This is a genomic window from Aeromonas sp. 102P, from assembly GCF_051920345.1.
GTDB classification, from domain to species: domain Bacteria; phylum Pseudomonadota; class Gammaproteobacteria; order Enterobacterales; family Aeromonadaceae; genus Aeromonas; species Aeromonas veronii.
Genome location: NZ_JBQBCZ010000001.1, coordinates 1546663 through 1570067 on the forward strand (window position 1 = coordinate 1546663; position 23405 = coordinate 1570067).

Consider the following 23405-nt stretch of genomic DNA (forward strand, 5'->3'; position numbering starts at 1 on the left):
AGTAGCCGCCATGATAAACAGCGGGACAGTATGGTCCCGCAGAGGGAGAAAACATGAGCATTGCACAACGCATTCACGCGCTGCTGGAGCAGGATCCCGGCGTTCATCCGTCCACCCTGGCGGCCCAGCTTGCCATCAGCGAATGGGAGGTGGTTCGCCATCTGCCCGCCGAGCTGGTGACCCTGCTGCCCGCCGATCGCGCACAAGGTCTGCTGGAAGATCTGGCCGACTGGGGCCCGGTGACCACCATCGTCGAATCAGAAGGTTCCATCTTCGAGGTAAAAGCCCCCTTCCCGAAAGGCAAGGACGCACGCGGCTACTACAACCTGATGGGCCGCGACGGTGAGCTGCATGGTCATCTCAAGCTCGACAACGTGGCGGGGATTGCGCTGGTCAGCAAGCTGTTCATGGGCAAGGAGGGGCACTCCTTCCAGTTCTTCGGTCACTCCGGCCGCTGCATTTTCAAGGTCTATCTGGGTCGCGACGAGAAACGCCAGTTGCTGGACGATCAGGTCACCCGTTTTATGGCGCTGCGCCACAACTCTCAAGAGGAAGTCAAAGCATGAGTGAACGTCAGGAGCGTCTGCAGAACCGCTTGCAACCGGAGATCCGCGAATTTCGCGACAGCTGCCGCACCCTGCAGCTCGCCACCGTCGATGGCGAAGGCAATCCCAACGCCAGCTATGCCCCGTTTGTGCTGCAGGAAGATGGCTACTATGTGCTGATCTCCGAGATCGCCCGCCACGCCCGCAACCTGCAACAGGTGCCCCGGGTATCCTTGATGCTGATCGAGGATGAGAGCGGTGCCCGCGAGCTGTTTGCCCGCAAGCGCTTGACCTTCGATGCGGTGGCTGAAGTGGTGGCCCGTGACGACGCCCGCTGGAGCAAGGCGGTCGCTGCGCTGGAGGGGCGTTTTGGCGAGATCATCAAGGGTCTCTCCAACCTCAAGGATTTCAAACTGTTCCGCCTCAAGCCGGAACAGGGGCTGTTCGTCAAGGGCTTCGGACAGGCGTTCGCGGTTTCCGGTGACGAGCTGGTGGATTTCGTCCATCTGGTGGAAGGGCACAAGCGCATCGACAACGGTGCCGAGCTCACCAGCCCGGCCGATGCGCCTGTCTGATAATCTCTGTCAACCACGACAGCCGTCATAACAAAACGGGCAGCCAATTGGCTGCCCGTTTTTATTGCGTTATCTCATCCGGCCTGATCAATCCTGCCAGCTGGCCTTGTTGGGAAAAGCGCGACGATCGGCGTCGGTGGCCGTTTCGTTGCACTCTCCCCGCACCTTCCAGGAGGTCTGGCTCAGCACTATGTAGCCCTGGCGGCAATACTGCTTGGTCGCCAGGGTCTCGGTCAGCAGGTTCTCCTGTAACGCCTCCCGCTGTTCCAGCAGCCGCTGGCTCTGGGCCGCCGAGAGGCCGCGCGGCAAGGTGTCGTTGGGCGCGGCTTCAAAGGTGAAGCGTTTACTCCCCTCCTCGTTGATGTGGGTCAGAAACAGGGGTTCCGGCCCGTCATACTTCTGGCCGGGCAAGCTGGAGCAGGCCGACAGCAGGGGAACAATCAACAACAGGGTGGCAGACAACAGGCGCACGACAGACTCCAGTGAGAAACGAGGCGAGGCTCGCAGATTAGCACGGCTGCAGGGCGGGTGTTACTGCCAGCAGCTCGTCGGTGGTGAGCAGGGTGACACTGCGCCCCTCCGGCAGGCTGAGGTGGCGCCACATCCAGTGATGGTGCTCGGTGATGTGGGCCGCGCTAAGGTGGGGGCGATCGGCGGTGGTGTGACCATCGCTCAACACCAGCACCTCGTACCCATGGGAGGCAGCACTGCGCACTGTGGTGTCGACGCAAAAATCGGTGGCGCAGCCACAGAGAATGAGTCGATCGACCGGCTGCTCGGCCAGCAGGAAGGCGAGCTCGGTGTCGAGAAAGCTGTCACAGGCCGTTTTGCGCACCCGGCTCTCTCCCTTGGCCGGTTGCAGCGCACTGTGCAACTGCCAACCCGGTGTGCCCGGTTCCAGTTCAGTACCGGGGGGCGAGTCATGCTGGATATAGATGACCCGTCCCTGTTGCTGCCTGACATGGGCCGCAGCCCGGTTGATATTGGCCAGCACCTGCTCCTGGCGGTAACGGGGCTCGTTGAACAAGCCTTGCTGCACATCGATGATCAGTAACACATCCATATTTTACCCGCCGTTTCCTGGAAGATTAGGGTTGCAGCCACTGGCTGCAGTCACGACTGCGGGATTGATGCAGCGCGCCCATATCTTGCTTCATCTCGTCACTGTTTTGCCAGCGTTTAGGCAGCGGCATGATGGTTACCTGCACATCGGCTGCGGGATCTGCAACAGAGGTCTCATCTGTGCGGGGCACGACCAGCGCTACCTTGAGGGCAGGATTGCGGCTGGCGATGCGACTGGCGAGTCCAAGCCCCCCCTCGACGTGGAAATTGCCGGCGATATGCATGATCTGCTGGCCCGGGTGCTTGGCGAGATAATCCACCATGCTCTCGGCCATGGTGTCATCCCAGCTGGTCTGGGCGGCGAAGCGGAGGGCGTTGCTGTCGGCATCGCCGTGGTGCATGGAAGCCATAAATTTCTGGCGATAGGGATCATCCCCCAGCGTCAGTTGGCGGGCCAGCTGGCTGCGGCGCGACGCGGGCAGTTTGTCTAGCCACTCAGCCCCCTCCTGACCGACACAGCTCACCAGCGGCTTGGGGGCGTTGGCGGCGATCACCGGCATCTGGTGCGCTTTAGCAAACTCTACCAGCGGGCGGTAGTCGCTTGGATAGTTGGGCCAGGCGTTGCCTTCGCGGATCAAGGCCGCTTCACCAATCTGGTTCGTCAGATAGGCATCCAGCGTCTTCTGATCGGCACGGCTGAACTGCTCCATGGAGAGGGTCAATGGCCGACCGTGCTGCAGACCTGCGGTGTAGAGTCCGCTCAGCAGGCGCGATTGCAACAGATGCACGGCGGGATGGCTGTGCAGCTCACCCACCAGAATGATGTCTGCGTCGGCAATGCGCGCGATTGCCTGCTCCAGCGTCAGGTCTGCGTCTCCCTCGCTGCTTAGCCGGTAGTCATAGAGCGTCTGCAACTGTGATGACTGGGTCGGTTGGGTGGGGGTGGCACAGGCTGCCAGCAGCAGCGGCAGGGCGAGCAGGGGAAGTCGTCTAATCATGGGATCTCACGGCTGATATGCCCGGATGCCGGTGCATCTCGGGGGCTAATAGAGAATAAGGGCAACACAGGGCGACAGTGTAAAACCAATTTGGTTCAAAACAAATGAGAATGATTTCGTTTCTTGTTGATCTTTGTCGGGAGCCGGGTAATATGCGGCCTGTTTGATAACAGTTCTCAATAAGGATTCGCTGTGACCCATCATAACGCACTTTCTCTGGTTGCCCTCGCCGTGGCAGCCGGTCTCTCTTCCCAGGTCTTTGCTGCCACCCAGAAGGCGGATGAAGTCGTGGTCGTCAGCGGCTCACGGATGGAGCAAAAACTGGAAGATGTCTCCGGCCCCATCTCGGTGATCACCGCCAAGCAGATTGAAGAGCAGGTCGTCACCAATGTGGCCGACTTGTTCCGCTACGAACCCGGTGTGACCGTGAATGGCGGTAGCCATAGTGCGACTGATGGTCAGACCTTCTCATTGCGTGGTATGGGTGGAAATCGCGTCAAAGTGGTGAGCGATGGTGTTCGTCAAAACGATGCTTATGGCGAAGGTGGTGTAGGACAGAACTACTTCGATACTGACATGATCAAGCAGGTTGAAATTGTTAAAGGACCTGCTTCAACTGCGTATGGCTCAGATGCTATCGGTGGGGTTATTGCGATTACGACCAAAGATGCATCGGATTTTTTGCGTAATAAAAACAGCTATGTTGATGTGACCAGTGGTTATGCCTCCGAAAATGGGCAATGGATGGGCGGTTTTACAACCGCATTGCGTACCGGTGATTTTGAGCATCTATTACGCTATACAGAGCGTAATGGCGGCGTCAAACAGAACTATAAATCAAGTTTGTATGACTTTGATATTGTTGACCGTTCCGTTCTGCTCAAAAGCAAATGGCATATATCAGCAGTACAGCAGGCGCAGCTGACATTTGATTATTACGATCAGGATAAAGAATCTGATCCGTTTGATAACGCTAAAGATTTGAGACTTAAAGATGAGAAAAGTGAAAACTATCGCATCATGTTGGATCACCAGCTTAAAATTAGCTCAATGCTAACAGATCGAGTTTCTTCGAAGGTTTACATCAGTAAATTTGACCAGGGCAATAATAAAAATACTGGCAATACAGCAAATGGAAGTTCAGAGAATAGTACGTTTTTACAGAATGCCTTGGGCGCACAGCTGCAGTTTGACAAGCATTTTGGGGCAAACAATATTGTTTGGGGTCTTGAGTATGAAAAATTAACCACAGAACGTGAAAAGACAAAAACCAGTTACCCGAGTGGTGCAATCGCGAACCGAAGTCTCTTTCCGGATAGCGATACGCTGCGTGCTGCGGTGTGGTTCTTTGATAATATCCAGATTAATGATAAATGGCTGCTAACTCCGGGCATGCGGTATGATCATTATGAACTGCAAGCTACTTCCAGTAACGATAAATCATCATTTGGAGAGATCAAGGAAGGTGAACTATCTCCAAAGCTTGGCCTTGTATATAAGGCCCATGAACTGGTGAATATATATTCTCAATATAGCCATGGTTTCCGGGCTCCAACATATAGTGAGTCTTTAGCATCTGGTAGTTATAGTGCACCAGGTTTTACTCATATCTTTATCCCTAACCCTGATTTACGTCCAGAAAGTAGTGATGGTATTGATCTCGGAGCTCGCGGTCAGTCAGATACCTTTGACTATGATATTTCTGTGTTCAGGACAAAATATAAAGATTTTATTGATAAAGAAAACACATCATCCTTTGGTCACACAGGTATGACAATGGTGACTAAGTATGTCAACGTGAAGAAAGTCAATACAAATGGGGCTGAGTTGAAACTTGGTTACTGGTTCGATGATAATATATATACTTGGGGTGCTCTGTCATACATCAATGGAAAAGATCAAAATGGGAGCTATGTTGAATCACTGAACCCTCTTAGTGGGAATGTCGGTGTACGTTTTGAACAAGCACTCTGGAATTTCAATACCGCCCTTCGCTTTGCTGATGATATGGATAAGGTCGGTAAGGACGGTAAGGATAAGGACGGTAAGGAGCTTATTAAGTCTGCGGGTTGGGGGGCGGTGGATATGTACGCTCAGTTTAATCTTTTGCCTGAGTTGCAACTCAACGTTGGGGTCTTCAATCTGTTTGATCGGGAATACGCCACATATAATCGTCTCGCAGGGAAAGAAGTCAGAACTGATATTAGTACCTTTACTGAACCGGGCCGCAACCTGAGTGCACGGGTCAAATACGTATTCTAAAGAGCAAACAACAGACGCAGATGATCAAAGGGGCTTCGGCCCCTTTTTTGTCGCCGCCATGTTGTGACGATGGAGCACAGCAAATGTTTGCCTAAAAAAGAAAACCCGCCATGGGCGGGTGGAAGGATTGCAACACTAACCAGGAGGAGGTGTTACCAGGTAGACCCCACCTCTTCGGTAATAGTTCAATTTTATTGAAGTTTTTTCGTTTTCTGCGCAGGGTTTCCATCGGGATCTGCGGGGTGGATGGGTTATCATTCCGCTCCCGTCATCCGGTTGCAGAGGATCTATGCCCGCGTTTTCCTGGTTAGCGCTCTTTTTCGGCGCCTTCTATTTTGTCTACGGTGCTTACTTGCCGTTCTGGTCGCTCTGGCTGGAGGGGGTGGGCGTCAGCGCCGAGATGATTGGTCTCCTGCTGGGGGCGGGGATGGCGATCCGCTTTGCCGGCAACCTGATGGTGATGGGGCAGATCAAGGGGGCGGGCCATCTGTTGTCGGTTACCCGGTTGCTCTCCCTGCTCAGTTTGCTGGCGTTTCTCGGCTTCTATCTCAGTCATAACCTCTGGTGGCTGGTGGGCTTGACCCTGCTGGCGAACTTTATCTATCCGACCCTGATGCCGGTGGGAGAGGCGCTGGCGACCCGCATGGTGGTGCAGGCGCACCTCGATTACGGCAAGGTGCGGCTGTGCGGCTCCTTTGCCTTTATCGTTGCCTCTACCCTGGTGGGGGCGCTGGTGGGCAACTTCGGTAGTGACTGGATTTTGCACACCATGGTGGCGGGGCTGGCGCTGATGCTGCTGCTCAGCTGGCTGCCGCTCTATCCGGCGCCACAGGATAGTCAGGGCGAGCGCGCCAAGGCGTCCTTGCTGGCAACCCTGCGCAGCGCGCCGGTGCGTCGCTTCCTGCTGCTGACCGCTCTGCTGCAGGGGAGCCACGCCGCCTATTACGGTTTCAGTGCCATCTACTGGAAGGCGCAAGGGTATAGCGGCACCATCATCGGTTACCTATGGGCGATCGGGGTGGTGGCCGAGATCTGCATGTTCGCCGCCGACAAGCGTTTCTTGCAGCGCTTTGGCGCGCAGAGTCTCTTTATCGCCGGTGCCATCGGTTGTGTGGTGCGCTGGGTATTGCTGGGTGCCTCGACCGAGTTGTGGGTGCTGGTGCTGGGGCAATTGCTCCACTCGGTGACGTTCGGTATGAGCCATCTGGGGGCGGTGCGCTTTATGACCCGTCAGCTACCGGCCGAGCAGTTGATCCCGACTCAGGCGCTCTATGCGGCCCTTGGCCTCGGCATGACGGTGGCGGCCCTGATGGCACTTTGCGGCGTGCTGTTCGAGCCTCTCGGCGGCGGCATCTTCTTACTGATGGTGCTGGTGGTCTTGCCGGTGTTCTTCCTTCGGCTGCGCCCCTTTGCGCCGTCTGCGCAGGAGAGTGCTCCGGCCTGATACTTACCAGTCCGAATCGTAACACAGCCAAAAAGAAGCTTCTCGACTCAAATGTAAGTCAGTTAAGCCTTAATGACATTGTTGTTCGCTTTTTTGGATTGATTTGTCCCGTCCTGAATATGGTTTACACCTTTCCTCCCAATAAATGGAGAACCCGATGGGACAAGGTGTGAAACGGACGCAGCGCAATTACTCGCTGACTTTTAAACTGGCGCTGGTCGAGCAGATTGAAAAAGGCGAGTGTAGTGGTCTAATCATCCCGGACACCATTTTAGGTGGTACAGTCTGAACGACTGGACATTCCCAAGCTGCTGGCCCGCGAATTTGATGTTCCGCAACCCAATCAGGTGTAGCGATATCAGCTATGTCTGTGCAGGTGGTCGTTGGCATTACCTGACAGCGGTGCGTCATGATACTAACTTGCCGAGGATGGCGTACTGCATCTCTTGCAAGGGGAGCACATGGCGGGCGGCTCCCAGCTTGATCGCCTCCTTGGGCATGCCGAAGACCACGCAGGAGGCCTCATCCTGGGCATAGGTGTTGGCACCCGCATCCAGCATCTCGCGCAATCCCCGGGCACCATCATCCCCCATGCCGGTCATGATGATGCCGGTGGCATTCTTGCCGGCATATTTGGCGACAGAGCGAAACAGCACATCCACCGAGGGGCGATGGCGGTTGATAAGCGGCCCGTCGACCACCTCGACATGATAGTAGGCACCGCTGCGTTTGAGCAGCATATGCTTGCCTCCGGGGGCAATCAGCGCCAGCCCAGGGATCACCCGGTCATTGTTTCTCGCCTCCCGCACTTCTATCTGGCAGACCCCGTTCAACCGCTCGGCAAACATAGCGGTAAATTTCTCTGGCATGTGCTGCACGATGACAATGCCGGGGCTGACCCGGGGCAAGGCAGTCAGCACGGCTTCCAGTGCCTGGGTGCCGCCGGTTGAGGTGCCGATGGCGATGAGCCGCTCTGTGGTTTGTGCCATGGCGTGCTGGTTGGGCGCCAGCATAGCATCCGCGTTGAGTTTGGTGCTGACTGGTACAGAGGAGGGCTTGCCCACGCGCTTGAGGTTGGCCTGGGCCGCGGCACGTACCGCCATGGCCAGGTCGTGGGCAGATTCTTGCAGAAAGCTTTTTATCCCCATGGTCGGCTTGGTGATGATGTCCACCGCGCCGGCAGCCATTGCCTGCAAGGTTGTCTCGGCCCCCTTTTCGGTGAGGGAGGAGCAGATCACCACCGGGGTTGGATGCTCTGCCATGATCTTGGTGAGAAAGGTGATGCCATCCATACGGGGCATCTCCACATCGAGCACGATGACGTCAGGCCACTCTTTCTTCAGTTTTTCCTGGGCAAACAGGGGATCCGATGCTGTGGCGATCACCCGGATATCGGGCTCCTGCTCCAGCACCGCTTGCAATACCTGTCTGACCACGGCGGAATCATCCACCAGCATGACCCGGATCTGCTTCATTCTCGCGACTCCCGTTGATGTGGCAGACGATGATGGCGGAGCCAGACACTGCCGTTGCTGAGCTCAAAGAGCAAGCTTCGGTGGCCGCTATGGCCAAGATGATGAGCCTTGATATCAAGGCCAAGGTGTCGGGTCAGCTGCCAGGCTGCCTGAATATTTTTGGCGGCGACATTGTTGTCGCTCTGTGCGTATTGAGGCTCGGTAAACATGTTGCCACCCCCGAACAACTTGGCCTCATATTCATGGATAGGGGCGGGATAGTGACTGGCCGCTTGCAGCAGCAAGGCGAGGGCCTCATCGGCATAGCGCCCATCCAGCTTGGTAGAGGGATTGCGCCGACTTGGCAGCATGTAGTGACACATTCCTCCCTGTTTCTGCTCCGGATGCCACAAGGTGATGGCAATACAGGAGCCCAGTACGGTTCTGACCACCACATCCTCCTTGCCAAAAAAGAGCTCTCCCGGTTGCAGGATCACCTCCCGAGTCATGACTTATCTCTTCTGATAGATGGAAGGCGAGACAAGCTGCAGGCCGTGGTGCAGGCCATGCAGGCTCTCGGCGTGGCTCACCAGCAGGTAGCCACCGGGTTTGAGTCTGGGTACCAGCCGCTGCAATACTTGCCCTTTGGTCTCCTTGTTGAAGTAGATCATCACGTTTCTGATGAAGATGACGTCAAACATGCCGATGTCCGGCAGATCCTGATTGAGGTTGATCTGCATGAACTGCACCTTGTCCCGCAACTTGCGATCGATGATGAAGATGCCCTCCTGCAGGCCCACACCCTTGAGGCAATATTTCATCAAAAAGGGCAGTGGAATATTTTGCGCCCGCTCGATGGGGTAGCGACCGCTCATCGCCTGTTCCAGCACCCGGGACGAGATATCGGAGGCCAGGATCTCCCAGTTGAAGGTACTGCGTTTTTCCGCGAGGGTCATGGCCAGACTGTAGGGCTCCTCGCCGGATGAGCTGGCAGCGCTCCAGACCCGCAATGGTTGCTCGGGCGGGAGCGCTGAGACTATCTCCCGTGTCAGAAACTCGAAGTGTTTGGGCTCCCTGAAAAAGTAGGTTTCGTTGGTGGTAAGGAGATCGAGCGCCAGCTGCAGTTCGCTGCTGCGATCGTTCATGATGAGCTGGAAGTAGTCGTCATAACTATCCAGCTCATAGTGGCAGAGTCGCTTCGCCAGGCGGCTGGCTACCAGCGCCTTCTTGGCCGGAGACAGCTCTATCCCCGCCGTTTGATGAAGCCAGCGTTGGAAACGGGAGAACTCATCATCATGCAGCTGGGTTTGATACAAAAAACTGTTCCTCTACCTGTGTTGTCGGAGATGGGAGAGGCAACGCCTCTCCCGTGACTAGAACCGGACAAAATCGCCATCGCCGATGGGGCGTTGCACTGTGGCGGCTCGTTCCCGACTGTTGGCAGTGCTCTCGTTCATAAAGCGACCTCGGGTATTGGGGTGAAGATGCGAGCTGGCTGCTTTACCTTCTTTGGCGTGGGCCTCCAAGGTAAAGAACTCCATGGCCAGTTGCAGCTGTTCAGCCTGGCTGCTCATCTCTTCTGCTGTGGCAGCCAGCTCTTCGCTGCAAGAAGCGTTCTGCTGGGTAACCTGACTCAGCTGGTTCATGGCCTGGTTGATCTGGCTGACACCGGTGGATTGCTCAACCGAAGCGGCACTGATCTCCTGCACCAGATCCGAGGTCTTGTTGATTGAAGGAACCATCTGATCCAACAAACGACCTGCTTTTTCCGCCATCTCGACACTGCTGGAGGCCAGCTCGCCAATCTCCTGTGCTGCAACCTGGCTGCGTTCGGCCAGTTTGCGCACCTCCGCCGCCACTACGGCAAAGCCTTTGCCGTGATCGCCTGCCCGCGCCGCTTCGATAGCTGCGTTGAGAGCCAACAGATTGGTTTGGTAGGCGATGTCATCGATGATGCCAATCCGTCTGGCGATCTGCTTCATGGCATCCACAGTCAGTTTGACCGCTTCTCCTCCCTCTACGGCCTCTTTGGCTGCCTTGCTGGCCATGCCATCGGTGACCTGGGCATTGTCGGTATTCTGGTTGATGCTGGCGCTCATCTGTTCGATGGAGGCGCTGGTCTCCTCCATGCTGGAGGCCTGTTCACTGCTAGATTGGCTGATCGACTGGGCGGTCGCGCTTACCTGCTCGGCGGCACTGGAGAGGTTGTCAGAGGCGCCGCGCACTTCGGTGACGATGTTGGTGAGCGAAGCGATGGTCTTGTTGAGCGCATCCTTGGTGGTGCCAAACACACCGGGGTAGTCCGCCTCAATCTGTTGGGTCAGATCCCCTTTTGCCAAACATTGCACGACCCGGATGACGTCGTTGAGGGTGCTGTCGATCACTTCTGCAATCTGGTTGATCCCTTCTCCCATCGCCTGAAAGAAGCCGCTCTTGCCAGCAAGTTCCATCCTGCGGTGCAGCTCGCCATTAATCACGGCCTGCACAATGTCGGACATCTCTTTCTCTATCATCACTTCCTTGGTTCTGTCGGCCCATTCGACCACGGATCCCAACCGTTCTCCGGTATCGTTGAAGACCGGATTGGCGATCAGGGAGAAGGTGCGCCCCCCCAGCTGTATCTGGGTGCGGTAGGTGCTGTTGAGTTTGGCCAGCATGGCGCGCTGATGGCCGGGATTTTTATGAAAGCTGTCGATGTTGGCGCCCATCAGCTGATTGGCGTTGAAGCTGTAGAGCTCTTTCTTGATGTCGGTCTCAGCCTGATTGAGCATGCCGGTCACTGCCTCGTTCATATAGATAATGTCGAGGTTGGTATCGGCAATCATCACGTTGGTACTGGCGCAGTCGAGGGCTTTGCGAACCAATTGGTTCTCATGGAGCAGTACCTGGTTCTTTTTAATGTCGTTGCGGCTCTGTTCCAGCTTGTCACTGAGCAAGGTGACCACCTCGTTGATGGCATGTCCTACTTCACGAAAGGGACTGTCCATACCGGAAAGATCGAGTGGTGCTGGAACCTGCTCTGCCAAGACTGCGTGTTGCAGCTGGCCGATTGCGTCGAGTAACTGGGTCCGCTGCCTCACTTCGGTGGCATTGTCCCCGAAGAGTTTTCCTAAGAGTGATTGGGTCATGAGCGTTTCCTTATGCTGCATGTCGTGGAGTATGGAGGCCTTTTCAGGAGGGTTGCAGGTTGCCTTGTGGCAACCTTGCCTGTGGCTGGGCCAGTTCGTTGAGTTGAGCCATCTCATCGAGTGACAACACTTTCCCGGTATCGATGAGGATGACGAATTTGCCGTTGACCTTGCCCATGCCGCTGATGAAATCGGCCCGGATGCGGGCACCAAAACTGGGTGGGGGCTCGATATCTGCTTGTGGGATACCCAGTACTTCCGATACGGAATCCACCACAACGCCAATATCCTGACCTAAAGGTTCATCGCCCTGCGGGGCCACCCCCTCAATAATGACGATGCAACTGCGGCGAGTGATGACCGAAGGTGCATTGCCAAAGCGGGCATTCAAGTCTACGACCGACACTACCGCTCCTCTGAGGTTGATTACGCCGCGAATAAAACCCGGCATCATCGGAACCGGAGTGATATTGCCGTATTCGATGATCTCTTTGACCCCCAGAATATTGATGGCGAACATCTCGTTGTTGATCAGAAATGTCAGGTACTGGGCATCGCCACTGCTCTCGTCAGCGGCCGCTGATGGCACCGTGATGTCGGTGGATGTATGCATGGTCGCCTCCGGTTAAAAGCGGACAAAATCCGCGTCATCAATGGAATGGGATGATGGTTGATTGGGCTGGCTGGCCCGTTGTGGGGGGGCGATGAAACTGCCTCTGGGAGGCATGCCCTTGTGGCCGGTTTCATGGGGCCTGATGTTGAGCTGCGCACTTTTCTCCAGAGCAAAAAAGGCCATGGTTTGCTGCAGTTCGCTGGCTTGCGAGCTCATCTCTTCGGCTGTGGCTGCCAGCTCCTCGCTGCTGGCCGCATTCTGCTGTGTCACCTGGTTAAGCTGGTTCATGGCCAGACTGATCTGGTTGGCAGCACTGGCCTGCTCGCCTGAGGCAGCATTGATCTCTTGTACCAGATCAGAGGTTTTGCGAATGGAGGGGACGATCCTCTCCAGCAGGTTGCCAGCCCGCTCTGCCTTGCTGACGCTGTCGGAAGAGAGTTCACCAATCTCCTGCGCTGCGATCTGGCTGCGCTCTGCCAGTTTTCTTACCTCGGCAGCAACCACCGCGAAGCCTTTGCCATGCTCTCCGGCGCGAGCCGCCTCGATGGCGGCGTTTAGGGCAAGCAGGTTGGTCTGGTAGGCAATGTCGTCGATGATGCTGACTTTCTTGGCGATTTGCTGCATGGCGGTCACCGTCTGTTGAACGGATTGGCCCCCTTCGGTTGCCTCCAGCACCGAGTTGCTGGCCATGCTGTCGGTGATCTTGGCGTTCTCGGTGTTCTGATTGATGCTGGCGCTCATCTGCTCGATAGAGGCGCTGGTCTCTTCAACGCTGGCTGCTTGCTCGCTGGTGGCCTGGCTCAATGCCTGCGCCGTATTGCTCACCTGATTGGAGGCATTGGTCAGGTTGTCGGCGGCGTTGCGTACCTCTTCGATGATATTGGTCAGCGCAGTGATGGTCCGGTTGAGGCCGTCTTTGGTCTGGCCAAAAATACCTGGGTAGGGCTCATCGATCCGTTGGGTCAGATCCCCTTTGGAGAGCGCGGTGGCGATGCGCATCACATCTTCCAGGCTGGTATCTGTCACATGGGAGAGGCGATTCAGCAGCTCGGATACCCGCTTGATATATCCTTGACGATCCTCCAGCGCAATCTTGTGGCTGAAGTCGCCCTGTTCGACAGCGGCGGTGACCAGCGTTTCGATATCCGTGATCAAGGCTCCCAGTTTCTTGACCATGTTATCCATCGCCCTCAAGAGCTGACCCGCTTCATCGTTGGACTCTATCTGGATCGATACATCTAGATTGCCATCGGCCAGACTATTGGCCACGCGCAGAGCCTGTTCGATGGGGGTGATGATGCTTTTGATTAGCAGGGTGCCAAACCAGGCTGCGAGTGCGATGCCGACCGCGATAACCACCGCCATGGTTATCAGCATCACGTCATACCAAGATTGCGCTGCGGTATATTCCGACTTGGCCACATTGAGCTGCAGGTTGACCAGCTCGGTGATTTTGTTGCCTATAGGGTCGATGGAGCCATAGAGGGCACCGTCAAAATTGTTCAGCATGCCAGTAATCATGCCGTGCTGGGTGGCGAGGTATTTCTCCAGCTTGCCAATATCGGTATCGGCCGCGTTGAACAGGGTTGTCGCCTCGGCTGACAAACGCTGTTCATCTGGTGTGAGAGTGGTGGACTGGTAGTGATGCCACTCGTTTTTGATTGTCTGCTGGGCCTGTTGTATCTGCTTCAAAGCCTCTTCTGCCGGGATCAGCCCCGCATTGGCCTTGTTGAGGTTGTCGATGATCGAGACGGCATAGCTGTCGGAGATGGTCTTCAGCTGCTTGAGGGGAACCACCCTGTCGTTGTAAACGCGCTGCAACCCGGTATTGCTGCTCTGCATGTTGTATAACCCGAGGCTGCCAACGGCCAGCAGCAGTAGGCAGAGCATGCAGAGCAGTACAATAAGACGCAATTTGATGGTGGAATTTTTTAACATGATGGTCCCCTCAGTTGATGCTGGATTGAGGCAGGTTGCGCGACACTGTCAACCTGTTGAGCTGACAGGATTCCTGAGTTATTGCGTGCTGGATCAGCGAAGGAATGTCGAGGATCAGGGCGACCTCTCCCCCCCCCAGAATGGTTGAGCCACTGATGCCCTGCAGGCGCTGGAACAATTTTCCCAACGGTTTGATGACGGTCTGGAATTCTCCCAGCAGTTCATCCACCACCAGTCCGGATTTTTTGCCTGCGTGGCTGACCACGACAATGTTCTCGCGCCGCCCCTTGCTGCCATTGGTATCGAAGTAGTGTTGCAGGCGGATAAAGGGCAGCACCTCGCCACGCAAATTGATGTAATTGCGACCCTGGGTGTCGGACAGTGCACTCTGGGTCAATTCAACGCACTCGATCACCATATCGAGGGGAATGACGTAGTGGGTATCGCAGACTCGCACCAGGAAGCCGTCGATGATGGCAAGGGTAAGCGGCAGGCGGATCTGCACACGGGTTCCTTTTCCCGGGATGCTGTCCAGATCGACCGTGCCACGTAGGGCAGTGATGTTGCGTTTGACGACATCCATGCCAACCCCGCGACCGGAGAGGTTGGTTATCGCCTCGGCGGTAGAGAACCCCGGCTCGAAGATCAGGTTGTATATCTCCTGATCCGTCAGCGTGGTGGTTGGGTTGATCAGACCGCGCTCGATGGCTTTTTGCTGGATCCTGGCTTTGTTGAGACCTGCACCGTCATCCCGAATTTCGATGACGATACTGTTGGAGTCGTGATAGGCATTGAGATTCAGGGTGCCACGGGGGGGTTTTCCTGCCAGCAGCCGTTGCTCTGCCGATTCAATGCCATGATCCATCGAGTTTCTGACCAGATGCATCAGCGGATCGCCGATCTTCTCTACCACCGACTTGTCCAGTTCAGTCTCGGCTCCGGAGATCACCAGAGTGATATCCTTGTTCAGTTCCTGACTGACATCGCGCACCACCCGCTGGAAGCGGTTGAAGGTATCGCCGATAGGCACCATGCGCAGGCGCAGTGCACTGTCGCGGATCTCTTCCACCAGCATGGCAATGACCGAGGTGGCTTCCTGCAGTTGGCTTTCGCGGGTGCGTTGGGCCAGCAGATTGGCTCCTGAACTGGCGACTACCAACTCCCCGACCAGATTGATTAGATCGTCCAGCTTGTCGGCATGCACCCTGACGTAACGGCCCTCTTTGCTCTTGCTCTCCTTGGTCTGGTTCTGTTTTTTCAGGGCGGCATCGACGACGGCTTCGTTGACAGCACCCTGCGCAATCAGGATCTCCCCGAGTTTGGGCGCTTGTTCTGCCGGGGTCGCTTGTTGTGCCTGCAGACCGCTGGCTAACTCCTCTGCGGTGAGGGCGCCGGTGTTGACCAACAACTGCCCCAGCATGGCGCTATCTTCCGGCAGCGACTCGATCAGGTTGATGAACTCGGCGATCTTGCTGTGGGGTGGCAAGATGGTGATCTGGCAGTCATCTCTGACAAATTCAAAGACATCGCTGATGGCCGCCTTGTCTGCCTGCGAGTCGAAGTCTATCTCGTAGCCGAGGTAGCAATTCTCCGGATCGAACTGTTCCCAATCCGGTAGCGCCTGATGGATTGTCTCCACTGAACATATGGTTCCGAGGGTGCCGAGATAGCGCAGAAATGCGGCCGGATCCATGCCATTGCGCAGCACATCGGGGCCAAAACGCAGGGAGATATGCCACAGGGAGGCGGAGCTGGTAATTCCTCCCTCTTTTTCGATCTTGGGTTCCGGCGTATGTACAGTATCTGGCAGCGTGGCATGGGGGACGCACTGATGACGGGTGAGGGTGAGCCTCAGCCGTTCATCCTGGTTGGCATCGCTATCGCTTAACGTGCTGCCCTGTTCTGCAACGACACTGATGAGCGTCTGGATGTGGTCACAGCTCTCCAGCAGATCCTTGATCAGAGGAGAGGTGACGGTGAGCTGCTGATTGCGGATCTGGTCGAGCAGATCCTCGACGATATGGGTAAACCCGACGATTGGTTGCAGACCAAACAGGCCAGCTGACCCCTTGATGGTATGAGCAGCACGGAAGATGGCACCAATCAGCTCGCTATTGTCAGGGTCAGATTCCAGTGATAGAAGGGCTGACTCCATCTCTTCAAGCAACTCGCGTGCCTCGGCGATATAGGTTTGTAAAGCCTGATCAAGATCGATGCTCACGGTGACTCCTTGTCATGGTGGCTCAGGGCCGTTCGCCATGGGTGATGAGGGTGGGGTCGCCAAAAAAGGCCGAGAGCTGGCAGAGCTCCAGCAGTTCAAGCACAACATGGCTGTGCCAGACCAGTGCCAGGGAGGAGCCTTGCTGCAGAGCGGTTTTCTTCGCTGCCAGCAGCAATTGCAGCCCGGCGCTGTCTATCTCGGATACCGCTGCCAGATTCAGCTCCAGTTCGTTCCCCTGATGCAATAAGGGTGAGAGAGCATCTTTCAGCTCGCTGACTGTATAAATGGTGATCTCGTCCGGCATGGTCACCACTACCTTGTTGTCGAGTAGCTCACTCTGTAGTTGCATGATGCGCTCCGGATCACGGCATGATGAGCTTGGCGACTGCGGCCAGCATCTGTTCGGGCTGGAAGGGTTTGACCACCCAAGCTTTGGCTCCTGCGGCTTGTCCCTCCTGCTTCTTGCTGTCCTGAGACTCGGTGGTCAGCATGATGACAGGGGTAAATTTGTAGTTGGCCAGCTTTTTGGCCTCTTTGACGAAGGTGATGCCATCCATGTTCGGCATGTTGACGTCACTGATGATCAGGTTGATCTTCTTGCCATCTAGTTTGTTGAGCGCATCTTTGCCGTCAGAGGCTTCCATGACCTCATAACCGGCTCCCTTGAGGGTCATGCCCACGACTTGGCGAATAGTTGCCGAGTCATCCACGATCAGGATCGTTTTGCCCATATCTCTCTCCTAGAAAAATGTGATGTCGGCGCTGCTTGGTTGCGCGTTGACTGTACGGGTGGTGCGACCATGGTGAATATTGCGCTGTTCGTCGGTGGCGTATGAGAGCTCCATCTCTGCCAGCCAGCGATTGGCATCGATCTGGATTGGCCCTGTCGCATTGCTGCTCTGCTCCGAAGCAACCAGATGGCTGGAGAGGCTCTCCATGTTTTGTCTGACGTGGCTGAGGATCTGGCTGACTCTGTCTTGAAATTGCAGCGAGACAATGACGCTGGAGATTTCGCGATGGATATCGGTGCTCTCGTTTTGCAGCAGGGAGGCGGATTCCGCCAGGCTGTCAGTGGCATGGCGAAAACGGCAGTACCTGTTCGATTGTTTGCTCCGAATTGAGCGCCGAGGCGTGATCCCGTGCGGCAGCATTTTCGGCAATCTGGAAGGCGCGGCCGATAGCAGTATTGATGGTGTCTACCTTGTCGGTCATCTTCTGGGCGGTTTCGCTGGAGAGGCGGGAGAGGTTGCGCACTTCATCAGCGACCACAGCAAAGCCACGGCCTGCTTCCCCTGCACGAGCTGCTTCAATGGCGGCGTTGAGGGCCAGCAGGTTGGTCTGGGAGGCGATTTTGGCCACATCCATGGCCATGGTGTTGAGCTCTATGGTGTAGGTGGTCAGGCTTTTTATCTCACCCAGCATTGCGTCCCGATTGGCCTGGGCGGAGTGCAGGATTGCCACTACCTCATTGAGCTGCTGTTGGCTCTCGCTCAAAACTCCTGCCATGCCACGGGAATTGGCATCACCCAGTTCTCCGGCTGCCAGATGAGAAGCATTGACTGCTTCTTCCAGCTTGTTGGCCAAGCCGCTGAAGCGTTGAGTCAGGTCAATCATCGCGGCTTCGGTTTGTTGACGAGAGCTTTCAATTTGCTGGGACCAGATTGGTAGAGCCTTCTCACACACCTGTTCGAGCCCGATGATGGAGTGGGCGAGAGGACCGGTCGCGACGGTTTGTTCCTCTCCTGCACGATGTCGGTGTGTGTGCTGGTGGAAGTGACTCGATGTCCAGAGCGCGGCGGCAATACCAACCAGCACATTGAGCAGCAGGTAGAGAGGTGACAGCGCATCGGCGAGCTGCAGCAACAGGCAGCTGAGCAGAGCAAGCCCGATGCAGCAAATCCAGCAAACCGGTTCCCAAAGCGGTGTGTTCACGCCACTTTTGTGTTGTGCCATACGTAGCTTATCCCTGTGCAATTATTTGGTAAGAGGTAAAGGCGCAGGACCGAAACAGTCATGGTGCCCCTTGACGCTCTTTTCTTTATTTATAGTTGGCACAATAAGGTTAGCGGAAAAAAATTAATTGGCTGCAAATCGGAGTTGTTTGTATCAGCGATTGCCGTATCAAGCGGCTTGCGAAGTGGGGGGCAAAGCTTGGTGGGGATGAAAAGGAGAGAGGGAGCCTGAGGATTCAGGCTCCTGATGAGGCTCACGCCTCGTTGGCGTGAGCCTTCTGGCAACCTTCCACGGCGTGGGCGATGAGCTCCAGTGCGCTCTTGTCGCACGGGGGCAGTTCGGCATCGCACGCCTTGATGGGGGTGACGCGATCGCCCCACTTGATGATGGCGGCCCCCCAGGTCAGGCCGGCACCGAAAGCGGCGGTCAGCAGATAGGAGTTCGGCTGGACACGGCCCTGCTCCAGCGCTTCACACAGGGCGATGGGCACAGTGGCGGCGGAGGTGTTGCCGTAGTTTTCGATGTTGACCATCACCTTCTCCATCGGCGCATTCATCCGCTTGGCGAGGGTCTCGATGATGCGGATATTGGCCTGATGGGGGACGATCAGGTCGACCTGCTCCGGCGCAATACCGGCCTGCGCCAGCACTGTGCTGGTGGCTTCCCCCATGCCGCGCACGGCGCGTTTGAAGATCTCCGGCCCTTCGAAGTTGAAGGTGAACAGACCATCGATGTCGGCAAAACGCACCCGATCGGTACCGAAGTTCGGCACATGCAGGATCTCCCGCGCTTCGCTGTCACAGCCGAGCTTGTTGGCGATCAGGCCACACTCCAGCTCACTCGCCTCGATTACCACGGCACCGGCACCATCGCCAAACAGCACGGCAGTATCGCGGCGCGCCCAGTCCAGCAGGTAGGTGAGGCGCTCGGCACCAATCACCAGCACCTTCTTCATCATGCCGGTCTGCACCAGCGAGGTTGCGACGGAGAGGGAGTAGACAAAACCGGTGCAGGCAGCATTGAGGTCAAACACGGCTGCATTGACGGCACCCAGTTTCTTCTGCACCGCAGAGGCGGCACTTGGCAGCAGGTTGTCCGGGGTGGCGGTGGCCAGGATGATGCCATCGAGATCGCTGGCTTCCAGACCGGCACAAGCCAGCGCGCGGCGACCGGCCAGGGTGGCGAGATCCGAGGTGCTGACATGGGAGATCCGGCGGGCCTTGATGCCGGTGCGCGGATAGATCCACTCGTCTGACGTATCCATGATGGTGCTGAGGTCGTCGTTGGTCAGCACAGAGGGAGGCAGGCATTTGCCCCAGCCGGTGATATTGGCGTATTTCATCTTGTTACCGCTTCTCAAAGTGGATCGCCCGCGGGCGGAAAATCGTGCAATTATGCCGTACGAGACAACCACTGTCATCTTGTGGTCATGGTTATGTGCGGGGGGCTCAGCTGTGCCATCTGGTCGCAAAGGGCTGCAACGTGCTGAGCATGGCTGGAAATTTTGCTTAAAACGCGGGACTCCTCTGCCCTAAGATAAGTGTTTCACCACCGATGAGGGGATCTCCTTGCTCAGAGCCAATCTCAACTTGTTGCCGACCCTCAAGGTGCTGCTGGAGACCCGTAATATCAGCCGCGCCGCCGAGCTGCTGCACCTGAGTCAGCCCTCCATCAGCAAGCAGCTTGCCCAGTTGCGCAACGAGTTTGATGACGAGTTGCTGGTGCGGGAGGGGCAACGCTGGCTGCTGACGCCGCGTGCCGAAGCGCTGGCCGCCCAGCTGGCGGATTCTCTCGGTGCGCTGGAGCGGCTCTACGAGGCCCCCGGGTTTGACCCTAGCCGCTGCGAGCGGGTATTTCGGCTCGCCTCCTCCGATTATGTGGCCCAGCATATCCTGCCCGATATCTGTGCCGCGCTCGCCAAAGAGGCGCCGTTGGCGGCGCTGGAGTACAGCCTGTGGGACAAGCGTCAGCTGCCGCAGTTGTGGCAGTCCGAGCTGGATCTGGTCTCTACCATCACCGAGCAGGTACCGGAGCAGATCCGAGGTCTGCATCAGGGGGAAGATCGGCTGGCGGTGCTGATAGGACGTCATCACCCGTTGGCAGGCAAGACGCTGAGTCTCGATGACTATCTCGCCTGGCCTCACCTGCAGGTGAGTGGCGGTGGCGACAAGGACAGCCCGGTGGAGCAGGTATTGGCGCCGCAGGGACTGAGTCGGCGCTGGTTTGCCAGAGTCCCCTTCTTTCAGGCGGCAGTGGAGGTGTTGCTGCGCACCGATTGCCTGATGACCACCCCGGCCCATATCGCCTGGCAGCTTTCCTGCGGCCATGAGCTCACCTTTGTCGATCTGCCCTTTGCTACCCGCGACCAGCAGTATCATCTGCTGTGGCATCAGCGCCACCATCAGGATCCGGCCCACCGCTGGTTTCGCGAGCTGGCCTACCCCTTCCTGCGGGATCACCTGCAACGCACCGTCGGCGAGAGTCGCAAGCTGCTCGATTTCGGTGGTTAGCCCCAGTCAGTTATGTCGCGCTATAGCCATGGGTTATGGGTTCTATTCATAACTTTCACTACTGGCATAATGGCTCAGCCCGTACCCTGAGTGCAGGTCATCATATCGAACACAAAAGAGGAAAAGCATGGAACTGACGAGTTGGCTGGCACTGGCCGCAATCTGCGTGATGGGCGCCATCAGCCCGGGGCCGAGTCTGGCGCTGATCATCCGCAACACGGTGCTGGGCGGGCAAGGGCACGGCGTCGCCACCGCGCTCGGCCACGGCTTCGGGGTTGGTATCTATGCGCTGGTCACCGCACTTGGCCTCTCCATTTTGATCACCCAGACTCCGATCCTGTTTGATCTGATCCGCTACGGTGGCGCCGCATTTCTTGCCTGGCTTGGGGTGAAAGCCCTGCTGGCAAAACCAGCCAGTGGTGATGCGAGTGAAGAAGTTCACCAGCTGCGTGGTCGGCAAGGGGCCTTTGAAGGTTTTATGGTGGCCTTCCTCAACCCCCAGCTGGCGGTTTTCTTCATCGCACTGTTCAGCCAGTTTGTGCGGGCCGATACCGGCTGGAGCGAAGGGGGCATCATGATGCTCACCGCTGGCGGGATCGACGCAGTCTGGTACGTGCTGGTGGCGCTGGTACTCTCGCGCGGGCCTGTACTGGCGTGGCTTAAAGCCAAATCCTTTGTGATCGATAAAGTGAGTGGCTTGGTGCTGCTGGGACTGGCACTCAAGGTGGTTATCTAATCCTGCATTTTGCGGATACCTTAAGCGGGATCAAGGCATGCGGACAGCAAATGGGCTAGAGTAGCGCCCATTTGCTGTCCGCCCTGATCCCGAGACCATGCACCAGAACAAGCACCCGTTAAGCCATAACAACCGGTTGGAGCTGCTGGCTCCGGCCAAGAACCTCGCCTACGGCATCGAAGCCATCAACCATGGCGCCGATGCCGTCTACATGGGCGGCCCTGCCTTTGGCGCCCGCAGCGCTGCGGGCAACACCATTGAGGATATCGAAGCGCTGGCGCGCCACGCCCATCGCTTCGGAGCCCAGGTCTTTGTCGCCTTCAACACCCTGCTGCACGATCACGAGCTGGAGCAGGCCCGGCGCCTGACCCACCAAATTTATGAAGCCGGTGCCGATGCGCTCATCGTCCAGGATATGGGGCTGCTGGCGCTGGATTTGCCTCCCATCGCGCTCCATGCCAGTACCCAGACCGACAACCGCACGCCGGAGAAGGTGAAGTTTCTGCAGGATGTGGGTTTCTCTCAGGTGGTGCTGGCGCGCGAACTGTCTCTTGCGCAGATCCGCGAGATCAGCGCGGCGACCAATGTGCAGCTGGAGTTCTTTATCCACGGCGCGCTCTGTGTCTCCTACAGCGGCCAGTGCAACATCAGCCATGCCCGTACCGGCCGCAGTGCCAACCGTGGCGAGTGTGCCCAGCTCTGCCGTCTGCCCTGCTCGCTGCAAAAGCCGGATGGCGAAGTGCTGGTGGCCGACAGCCACCTGTTGTCACTCAAGGATATGGATCAGACTGACAACCTGGAGGCCTTGATCGAGGCGGGGATCCGCTCCTTCAAGATTGAAGGGCGCCTCAAGGGGCTCGACTACGTCAAGAACGTCACCGCCTGGTATCGCCAGAAGCTGGACGCCATTCTGGATAGCCGCTCCGATCTGGTCGCCGCCTCGGCGGGTCGTTGCAGCTACAGCTTCACGCCTGACCCCAAGAAAAGTTTCAACCGCGGCAGCACAGACTACTTCCTCCATGGTCGCCAGCAGGGTATCGACTCCACCAAAAGCCCGAAATATGTGGGCGAACCGCTGGGGCGTGTCACCAAGGTGACCCGTGACGGTATCGAGATTGACGGCAAACAGGTCACCCTCAACAACGGCGACGGTCTGGGCTTCTTCAAGCCGAATAACGAGCTGGTGGGGATGCGTCTCAACAAAGTCGAAGGTAAGCAGTTACTCCTGTCAGAACGCATGCCGGGGCTGAAGGTGGGGACAGAAATCTACCGCAACCACGATCAGGCGTTCAGCAAGATGCTGGAGAAGGCGAGCGCGGATCGCCGTATCCGGGTCGATATGGTGCTGGCAGAGTGCGATGAGGGCGTGAGCCTCACGCTCACCGACGAGCAGGGCATCAGTGCCGTGGTGACGCTTCCCTGTGACAAACAACCTGCCGACAATCCGGAGCGGGCGCTGCAACAGGCGCGGGATCAACTTGGCAAGCTCGGCAATACCCTGTTTGTGGCGCGCAAGATTGAGTTGGCATTCACTCACCCGCTATTTATCGCCGCATCACAGCTCAACGGCTTGCGCCGGGACGGCATCGCCGCGCTGGAGGCGGCTCGCGTGGCCAGCTACCAGCGCCCCGAGCGACGCATCGCCCTGCGGGATATCAGCTATCCCCAGCACCGTCTCTCCTACCTTGGCAATGTGCTGAACAGCGCGGCCGAGCAGTTCTTCCGCGAACACGGGGTGGAGCGGATTGCTCCCGCCTATGAGGCGAACAAGGAGGAGCGGGAAGTGGTGCTGATGATCACCAAGCATTGCATCCGCTATAGCCAGAACCTCTGCCCGAACGAGGTGCCAGGTCTCAAGGCCGAGCCGCTGGAACTCAAAATGGGCAAAGACACCTTCCGCCTGCGTTTTGACTGCAACCGCTGCGAAATGCATGTGATGGGCAGCCTGAAACGCTGATCAATGAGC

General features: G+C 57.0%; 23 protein-coding genes and 1 pseudogene. 9 read left to right on the forward strand and 15 right to left on the reverse strand.

Annotated elements, in window-relative coordinates:
• Nucleotides 1–53 precede the first annotated feature (53 nt).
• Nucleotides 54–566, forward strand: a complete 513-nt coding sequence (gene hutX / locus ACTG1K_RS07480) for a heme utilization cystosolic carrier protein HutX (RefSeq protein ID WP_368152730.1) — start codon at nucleotides 54–56, stop codon at nucleotides 564–566.
• On the forward strand, nucleotides 563–1120 hold the full coding sequence (gene hutZ, locus ACTG1K_RS07485; protein WP_005335257.1) for a heme utilization protein HutZ: 558 nt from the start codon (nucleotides 563–565) through the stop codon (nucleotides 1118–1120). The genes hutX and hutZ overlap by 4 nt, the downstream gene beginning before the upstream one ends.
• Before the next feature lie 87 nt (nucleotides 1121–1207).
• On the opposite strand, the gene ACTG1K_RS07490 is transcribed toward hutZ, so the two are convergent.
• From ACTG1K_RS07490 to ACTG1K_RS07500, 3 genes are read right to left on the reverse strand one after another with little or no spacing between them, the layout of a single operon-like run.
• A complete protein-coding gene (locus ACTG1K_RS07490; RefSeq protein WP_005335256.1) occupies nucleotides 1208–1591 on the reverse strand; it encodes a hypothetical protein in 384 nt (127 codons plus the stop codon).
• A 37-nt stretch (nucleotides 1592–1628) separates the two neighbouring features.
• A complete protein-coding gene (locus ACTG1K_RS07495; protein ID WP_106842875.1) occupies nucleotides 1629–2183 on the reverse strand; it encodes a cysteine hydrolase family protein in 555 nt (184 codons plus the stop codon).
• 25 nt (nucleotides 2184–2208) lie between these two features.
• A complete protein-coding gene (locus ACTG1K_RS07500; protein WP_440005031.1) occupies nucleotides 2209–3180 on the reverse strand; it encodes a ChaN family lipoprotein in 972 nt (323 codons plus the stop codon).
• Nucleotides 3181–3372: 192 nt separating this feature from the next.
• Here ACTG1K_RS07500 and ACTG1K_RS07505 point away from each other — a divergent pair, with 192 nt between their 5' ends.
• From ACTG1K_RS07505 to ACTG1K_RS07520, 4 genes and pseudogenes are all read left to right on the forward strand, one after another.
• Nucleotides 3373–5442 (forward strand): TonB-dependent hemoglobin/transferrin/lactoferrin family receptor, encoded by a 2070-nt coding sequence (locus ACTG1K_RS07505; protein ID WP_376890145.1) that lies wholly within the window; start codon nucleotides 3373–3375, stop codon nucleotides 5440–5442.
• Between the two features lie 289 nt (nucleotides 5443–5731).
• Nucleotides 5732–6886 carry a 3-phenylpropionate MFS transporter gene (locus ACTG1K_RS07510; RefSeq protein WP_376890146.1) on the forward strand — a complete coding sequence of 385 codons (1155 nt, stop codon included), beginning with the start codon at nucleotides 5732–5734 and terminating at the stop codon, nucleotides 6884–6886.
• 157 nt (nucleotides 6887–7043) lie between these two features.
• Nucleotides 7044–7175 carry a hypothetical protein gene (locus ACTG1K_RS07515; RefSeq protein ID WP_259583982.1) on the forward strand — a complete coding sequence of 44 codons (132 nt, stop codon included), beginning with the start codon at nucleotides 7044–7046 and terminating at the stop codon, nucleotides 7173–7175.
• Nucleotides 7162–7291, forward strand: a pseudogene (locus ACTG1K_RS07520) (IS3 family transposase); the annotation flags it as partial. The gene ACTG1K_RS07515 and the pseudogene ACTG1K_RS07520, both read left to right, overlap by 14 nt.
• 2 nt (nucleotides 7292–7293) lie before the next feature.
• Here the strand turns inward: ACTG1K_RS07520 and ACTG1K_RS07525 are convergent.
• The 12 genes from ACTG1K_RS07525 to ACTG1K_RS07580 all read right to left on the reverse strand — a co-directional run bounded on the left by ACTG1K_RS07525 (nucleotide 7294) and on the right by ACTG1K_RS07580 (nucleotide 19535).
• On the reverse strand, nucleotides 7294–8361 hold the full coding sequence (locus ACTG1K_RS07525; RefSeq protein ID WP_101531219.1) for a protein-glutamate methylesterase/protein-glutamine glutaminase: 1068 nt from the start codon (nucleotides 8359–8361) through the stop codon (nucleotides 7294–7296).
• Nucleotides 8358–8849 (reverse strand): chemoreceptor glutamine deamidase CheD, encoded by a 492-nt coding sequence (gene cheD, locus ACTG1K_RS07530; RefSeq protein WP_005349556.1) that lies wholly within the window; start codon nucleotides 8847–8849, stop codon nucleotides 8358–8360. Before cheD ends, ACTG1K_RS07525 begins: the two co-directional genes overlap by 4 nt.
• Nucleotides 8850–8852: 3 nt before the next feature.
• A complete protein-coding gene (locus tag ACTG1K_RS07535; RefSeq protein ID WP_040068586.1) occupies nucleotides 8853–9656 on the reverse strand; it encodes a CheR family methyltransferase in 804 nt (267 codons plus the stop codon).
• Nucleotides 9657–9713: 57 nt separating this feature from the next.
• Nucleotides 9714–11468 (reverse strand): methyl-accepting chemotaxis protein, encoded by a 1755-nt coding sequence (locus ACTG1K_RS07540; protein ID WP_425857370.1) that lies wholly within the window; start codon nucleotides 11466–11468, stop codon nucleotides 9714–9716.
• Nucleotides 11469–11511: 43 nt separating this feature from the next.
• Nucleotides 11512–12081 (reverse strand): chemotaxis protein CheW, encoded by a 570-nt coding sequence (locus ACTG1K_RS07545; RefSeq protein WP_110303373.1) that lies wholly within the window; start codon nucleotides 12079–12081, stop codon nucleotides 11512–11514.
• A 12-nt stretch (nucleotides 12082–12093) separates the two neighbouring features.
• The gene (locus ACTG1K_RS07550; protein WP_440005032.1) at nucleotides 12094–14019 is read right to left on the reverse strand and encodes a HAMP domain-containing methyl-accepting chemotaxis protein; all 1926 of its coding nucleotides are present in this window, start codon (nucleotides 14017–14019) and stop codon (nucleotides 12094–12096) included.
• 10 nt (nucleotides 14020–14029) lie between these two features.
• On the reverse strand, nucleotides 14030–16240 hold the full coding sequence (locus ACTG1K_RS07555) for a chemotaxis protein CheA (RefSeq protein ID WP_270820827.1): 2211 nt from the start codon (nucleotides 16238–16240) through the stop codon (nucleotides 14030–14032).
• A 22-nt stretch (nucleotides 16241–16262) separates the two neighbouring features.
• Complete coding sequence (locus ACTG1K_RS07560; RefSeq protein WP_005358513.1) at nucleotides 16263–16589, reverse strand: STAS domain-containing protein; 327 nt, start codon at nucleotides 16587–16589, stop codon at nucleotides 16263–16265.
• Between the two features lie 13 nt (nucleotides 16590–16602).
• A complete protein-coding gene (locus ACTG1K_RS07565; protein ID WP_005338778.1) occupies nucleotides 16603–16971 on the reverse strand; it encodes a response regulator in 369 nt (122 codons plus the stop codon).
• A gap of 9 nt (nucleotides 16972–16980) precedes the next feature.
• Nucleotides 16981–17178 (reverse strand): hypothetical protein, encoded by a 198-nt coding sequence (locus tag ACTG1K_RS07570; protein WP_440005033.1) that lies wholly within the window; start codon nucleotides 17176–17178, stop codon nucleotides 16981–16983.
• 130 nt (nucleotides 17179–17308) lie between these two features.
• Nucleotides 17309–18193, reverse strand: a complete 885-nt coding sequence (locus tag ACTG1K_RS07575) for a methyl-accepting chemotaxis protein (protein WP_440005034.1) — start codon at nucleotides 18191–18193, stop codon at nucleotides 17309–17311.
• Nucleotides 18194–18446: 253 nt separating this feature from the next.
• The gene (locus tag ACTG1K_RS07580; protein ID WP_005338768.1) at nucleotides 18447–19535 is read right to left on the reverse strand and encodes a ketoacyl-ACP synthase III; all 1089 of its coding nucleotides are present in this window, start codon (nucleotides 19533–19535) and stop codon (nucleotides 18447–18449) included.
• A gap of 226 nt (nucleotides 19536–19761) precedes the next feature.
• On the opposite strand from ACTG1K_RS07580, the gene ACTG1K_RS07585 reads away from it, so the two are divergent.
• The 3 genes from ACTG1K_RS07585 to ACTG1K_RS07595 all read left to right on the forward strand — a co-directional run bounded on the left by ACTG1K_RS07585 (nucleotide 19762) and on the right by ACTG1K_RS07595 (nucleotide 23396).
• Nucleotides 19762–20703, forward strand: coding sequence for a LysR family transcriptional regulator (locus tag ACTG1K_RS07585; RefSeq protein ID WP_425854038.1), 942 nt, complete (start codon nucleotides 19762–19764; stop codon nucleotides 20701–20703).
• Between the two features lie 127 nt (nucleotides 20704–20830).
• Nucleotides 20831–21439 carry a LysE family translocator gene (locus ACTG1K_RS07590; RefSeq protein WP_429221115.1) on the forward strand — a complete coding sequence of 203 codons (609 nt, stop codon included), beginning with the start codon at nucleotides 20831–20833 and terminating at the stop codon, nucleotides 21437–21439.
• A gap of 97 nt (nucleotides 21440–21536) precedes the next feature.
• The gene (locus ACTG1K_RS07595; protein WP_440005035.1) at nucleotides 21537–23396 is read left to right on the forward strand and encodes a peptidase U32 family protein; all 1860 of its coding nucleotides are present in this window, start codon (nucleotides 21537–21539) and stop codon (nucleotides 23394–23396) included.
• The last annotated feature ends 9 nt before the right edge of the window (nucleotides 23397–23405 follow it).

Excerpts from the sequence above, each read along its gene's own strand:
- hutX (WP_368152730.1), top strand. The coding sequence starts at position 54 with ATGAGCATTGCACAACGCATTCACGCGCTGCTGGAGCAGGATCCCGGC.
- hutZ (WP_005335257.1), top strand. The coding sequence starts at position 563 with ATGAGTGAACGTCAGGAGCGTCTGCAGAACCGCTTGCAACCGGAGATC.
- ACTG1K_RS07495 (WP_106842875.1), bottom strand. The coding sequence starts at position 2,183 with ATGGATGTGTTACTGATCATCGATGTGCAGCAAGGCTTGTTCAACGAG.
- ACTG1K_RS07500 (WP_440005031.1), bottom strand. The coding sequence starts at position 3,180 with ATGATTAGACGACTTCCCCTGCTCGCCCTGCCGCTGCTGCTGGCAGCC.
- ACTG1K_RS07510 (WP_376890146.1), top strand. The coding sequence starts at position 5,732 with ATGCCCGCGTTTTCCTGGTTAGCGCTCTTTTTCGGCGCCTTCTATTTT.
- ACTG1K_RS07515 (WP_259583982.1), top strand. The coding sequence starts at position 7,044 with ATGGGACAAGGTGTGAAACGGACGCAGCGCAATTACTCGCTGACTTTT.
- ACTG1K_RS07525 (WP_101531219.1), bottom strand. The coding sequence starts at position 8,361 with ATGAAGCAGATCCGGGTCATGCTGGTGGATGATTCCGCCGTGGTCAGA.
- cheD (WP_005349556.1), bottom strand. The coding sequence starts at position 8,849 with ATGACTCGGGAGGTGATCCTGCAACCGGGAGAGCTCTTTTTTGGCAAG.
- ACTG1K_RS07540 (WP_425857370.1), bottom strand. The coding sequence starts at position 11,468 with ATGACCCAATCACTCTTAGGAAAACTCTTCGGGGACAATGCCACCGAA.
- ACTG1K_RS07545 (WP_110303373.1), bottom strand. The coding sequence starts at position 12,081 with ATGCATACATCCACCGACATCACGGTGCCATCAGCGGCCGCTGACGAG.
- ACTG1K_RS07550 (WP_440005032.1), bottom strand. The coding sequence starts at position 14,019 with ATGTTAAAAAATTCCACCATCAAATTGCGTCTTATTGTACTGCTCTGC.
- ACTG1K_RS07560 (WP_005358513.1), bottom strand. The coding sequence starts at position 16,589 with ATGCAACTACAGAGTGAGCTACTCGACAACAAGGTAGTGGTGACCATG.
- ACTG1K_RS07565 (WP_005338778.1), bottom strand. The coding sequence starts at position 16,971 with ATGGGCAAAACGATCCTGATCGTGGATGACTCGGCAACTATTCGCCAA.
- ACTG1K_RS07570 (WP_440005033.1), bottom strand. The coding sequence starts at position 17,178 with ATGGAGAGCCTCTCCAGCCATCTGGTTGCTTCGGAGCAGAGCAGCAAT.
- ACTG1K_RS07575 (WP_440005034.1), bottom strand. The coding sequence starts at position 18,193 with ATGGCACAACACAAAAGTGGCGTGAACACACCGCTTTGGGAACCGGTT.
- ACTG1K_RS07580 (WP_005338768.1), bottom strand. The coding sequence starts at position 19,535 with ATGAAATACGCCAATATCACCGGCTGGGGCAAATGCCTGCCTCCCTCT.
- ACTG1K_RS07590 (WP_429221115.1), top strand. The coding sequence starts at position 20,831 with ATGGAACTGACGAGTTGGCTGGCACTGGCCGCAATCTGCGTGATGGGC.
- ACTG1K_RS07595 (WP_440005035.1), top strand. The coding sequence starts at position 21,537 with ATGCACCAGAACAAGCACCCGTTAAGCCATAACAACCGGTTGGAGCTG.